The sequence below is a fragment of the Streptomyces sp. NPDC054887 genome (assembly GCF_053610585.1).
On record NZ_JBSGYQ010000137.1, the window covers coordinates 1 to 3,086 of the forward strand.

The window sequence follows — 3,086 nt, forward strand, 5'->3', positions numbered from 1 at the left end:
GGCCGGGGCCGGGGGGGCGGCGCGCCCGGGCGCCGCCGCCGCGGCCGCCGCGCGGGGGGGCCCGGGGGGGGCCGGCCGCCCGCCCGGCCCCCCCCCCCCGGCCCCCGCTCAGCGCGCGGTCACCTGTAGACGATGTCCGAGGACGTGTACTTGCAGTGGTTGGCGTCCGGGCCCGACCCGTTGGTCACCGGCTCGGCGCCCGTGCTGTTGCCGATGTACTTCTGGCACGGCACGATCTTCCGGCCGCTGTCGCCCACGACGGTGATGTTGCGCAGTGCGGCGCTGTCACCGTAGTTGGTGTTGATGCCGACGAGCCGCGAGCCGGGGGAGGTCACCTCGACCGTGTCGAAGATCGACGTGCGCTTGTACTGCTTCGAGCAGTTCCCGCAGGAGCGGTACAGCGTCTTGAAGTCCTGCACCGCGAACTTCGAGACGACGAGCTTGCCTCCGCCGTTGTGCTGGAACACCTTGTCGGCCGCCTTCCTGGCGCCGCCGCCGTACACCGTGTAGACGGCGGAGGCGCCGCCCTTGAAGGTGGCGGCGTCCTCGCCGACGTCCTCCCACCAGACGTTCTGCAAGGTGCAACTGCCCTTGCAGTGGATGCCGTCCGCACCGGGCGCGCCGATGACGACGTTCTTGAGCGTCGCGCCGTCGGCCAGCTCGAATATCGGGTCCTGGCCCTCGTTCTGGCCGTCCCCGGCCAATGCGCCCGAGCCGTAGAACTTCTTGTACCCGCCGTCCTTCACGCCGGAGACGGGGATGGTCGCGGGCACCGCCTGGCTGCCGTTCGGGGTCGGCCAGGTCGCGGCGGAGGCGGTGGGGGTCAGCGAACTGAAGGCGAGGAGTCCGGCGGTCAGCGCGAGGGCGGCCGCGCCTCCCAGGCCGGCGCGTCGGCGCGCCTTCCTGTTCCTGTGCTGGTGGGTCATGGGCGGAAGGTCCTTCCGGGGGGACGGTGTGGGGGATCGAAGGGACGTGTGAGCAGGGCCCGGCGCACGTGCGCGCGCCTTGTGCCACCGTCAAGTCGCCGCAGCTCACAGGAAGGTTGCCGCCCTCCGGAGATTTTCGGAACGGCTGCGCGCGCCGCCCGGCCGGAGTCTCGCCGCACACGGCCGCCTCGCCGGACGGCGGCCTGCCGGCGCGTGATTTAGTAGGGAGTCAAACAAATCAGGGGCCCGGCGAGCGTCGCCCCGGAGGCCGCACACCGACGCAGGCAGGAGGGAGACGGCCCGTGGACACAGGCGCGCCGGATGCCGCCGCGGAGTTCCATGACTTCTTCGAGCGCCACCACGCCGGCCTCGCCCGCCTCGCCCACCTGCTGACGGGGGACCCGGACGCCGCCGACGACCTGGCGGCCGACGCGCTCGTCGCCGTCTGGCACCGCTGGGACCGCGTACGGGCCGCCGAGCACCCGGCGGCGTACGCGAGGGGCGTCGTCGCCAACCTGGCGCGCAGCCGGATACGCGGCGCCGTACGGGAACGCCGCCGGATCGCCCTGTTCTGGCCGCACCGCGCCGAGCACGCCGAGGGCCCGGACGTGCCGGCCGTCGTCGACGTGCGGGAGGCGCTGCGCGCGCTGCCGTTCCGCAAACGCGCCTGCGTGGTGCTGCGCCACGCCTTCGACCTCTCCGAGCGGGACACCGCCCTGGCACTCGGAATCTCGGTCGGTACGGTGAAGAGCCAGACCTCGAAGGGCGTGGCGCAGCTGGAGAAGCTGCTGGGAAGCGGGACCGCGGAGGAACTCGTGGGAGGGAGGCGCTGATGGACGACGAACTCCGCCGACGGCTGGGCGAGGCGGCCGAGGCGCACCGGCCCGACCGCGCCCGGATGCTGGCCAGGGTGGAACGCGGCATGGCCGCCGAGCCGGCGCCGCCCGACCGCCGGCCCGGCGCCCCGGGTGTGTGGCTGCGCGTCGCGGGCGCGACCGCCGCCGTGGTGGGGGCGCTGGTGGCGGGCGGCTACGCGGTGACCTCCGTGACGCGCGACGCCGGGCCCGCGCACGTGACGGCGCCGCCCCCGGCCGGCACGGACCGGGTCCGGGAGGCGGCCCGGGTGTCGGCCGACGGCTCGGTGGACCCGCACAGCAATCGGTACTGGGCGCAGAGCAACGTGCGGCTGAAGACCAGCGAGCCGCTCACCGCCCTCACGGTCGAGCTGCGCGTCCGTCAGACGGGCGGTGTCACACACACCGGCAGTTGGCGCTCCCTCCCGGCCGACGACGTCACGGTCTCCGTACGGGAGGAGGGCGGGGCCCTCGTCTTCCGCTGGAAGCTCAAGGAGGGCCGTACGGTCCCGGCCGGCACCCACGTCTTCGCGGGCCAGTACAACCACGCGGAGGGCGACCGGGACGCGGGCGGTGACACGTACGCGGCGGCGGCGAAGCCGGTCGCGTCGGACGCCCGGCGGGTGACCGTGCGCGGCGCGTTTGGATCGTCTCAGCAGGCGATGCCCTGAGAGCGCAGCCACTCGCACTGGGTCTCGCCGGAGGTCTTGCCTCCGTCGTACGCGCGCGGGTCGCGGTAACCCGGCCCGACGGGCTCGTGCGGCTCGAACACGCCGTCGCCGTCCAGGTCGCCGCCGTCGGGGTCGATGGTGCCGCCCGGGTTGCGGCACGCCGAGCGGTCGGCGGGGTCCGTGGTGCAGACGCGGCCACGCTCCGCCGCGGACCCCGTCGGATCGGACGCCGAGTCCCTGGCGGGGGCCTTCTCGGCGCGGCGTTCGGCGGCCTCGCGCGCCGCCGCGCCCTGCGCGGTGGCCTGGTCCCGCACCGCGCCGGTGAGCGAGGAGCCGAAGGCAGGGGACACCCGGGCCGGCTCCCCGGCCTGCCGGGCGGCCGGAGGATCACTGGAGCCGCACGCCGACAGCGTGAACGGCAGGCCGGTGACCAGGAGGACCGAACCGACAAGTGCGGCGGCCCGGCGGCGGGTGGGGAACGGTGCGACCATAATGCGCCCTATGAGCGATTAGCGGTGTTGGCTCCCTCACACTACGGCGCTGCGGGAGAAACGGTCAACGCCCGCAGAACCGGCCCCGGCGGGCGGCCGTGTGCCGTGCGGCGCCCGCCCGCCGGGCTGCGGGCAGCGCCCGGC

General features: G+C 74.8%; 4 protein-coding genes. 2 read left to right on the forward strand and 2 right to left on the reverse strand.

All coding sequences use genetic code 11. The annotated features are described in order from the left end of the window. Nucleotides 1-119: 119 nt before the first annotated feature. Nucleotides 120-926 (reverse strand): pectate lyase, encoded by an 807-nt coding sequence (locus ACWGH0_RS34565; protein WP_453408234.1) that lies wholly within the window; start codon nt 924-926, stop codon nt 120-122. Between the two features lie 302 nt (nt 927-1,228). Between ACWGH0_RS34565 and ACWGH0_RS34570 the strand changes: the two genes are divergently transcribed. Together ACWGH0_RS34570 and ACWGH0_RS34575 are read left to right on the forward strand one after the other, a co-directional pair. Then, nucleotides 1,229-1,759 (forward strand): SigE family RNA polymerase sigma factor, encoded by a 531-nt coding sequence (locus ACWGH0_RS34570; RefSeq protein ID WP_453408235.1) that lies wholly within the window; start codon nt 1,229-1,231, stop codon nt 1,757-1,759. Beyond that, entirely contained in the window at nt 1,759-2,451 is a 693-nt protein-coding gene (locus ACWGH0_RS34575) for a hypothetical protein (RefSeq protein ID WP_453408236.1), read from the forward strand. Before ACWGH0_RS34570 ends, ACWGH0_RS34575 begins: the two co-directional genes overlap by 1 nt. Here the strand turns inward: ACWGH0_RS34575 and ACWGH0_RS34580 are convergent. Next, nucleotides 2,433-2,942 carry a hypothetical protein gene (locus ACWGH0_RS34580; RefSeq protein ID WP_453408237.1) on the reverse strand — a complete coding sequence of 170 codons (510 nt, stop codon included), beginning with the start codon at nt 2,940-2,942 and terminating at the stop codon, nt 2,433-2,435. The genes ACWGH0_RS34575 and ACWGH0_RS34580 overlap by 19 nt on opposite strands. Nucleotides 2,943-3,086 lie beyond the last annotated feature (144 nt).

Coding starts and splice junctions, on each gene's coding strand:
- ACWGH0_RS34565 (WP_453408234.1), bottom strand. CDS start 926: ATGACCCACCAGCACAGGAACAGGAAGGCGCGCCGACGCGCCGGCCTG.
- ACWGH0_RS34575 (WP_453408236.1), top strand. CDS start 1,759: ATGGACGACGAACTCCGCCGACGGCTGGGCGAGGCGGCCGAGGCGCAC.
- ACWGH0_RS34580 (WP_453408237.1), bottom strand. CDS start 2,942: ATGGTCGCACCGTTCCCCACCCGCCGCCGGGCCGCCGCACTTGTCGGT.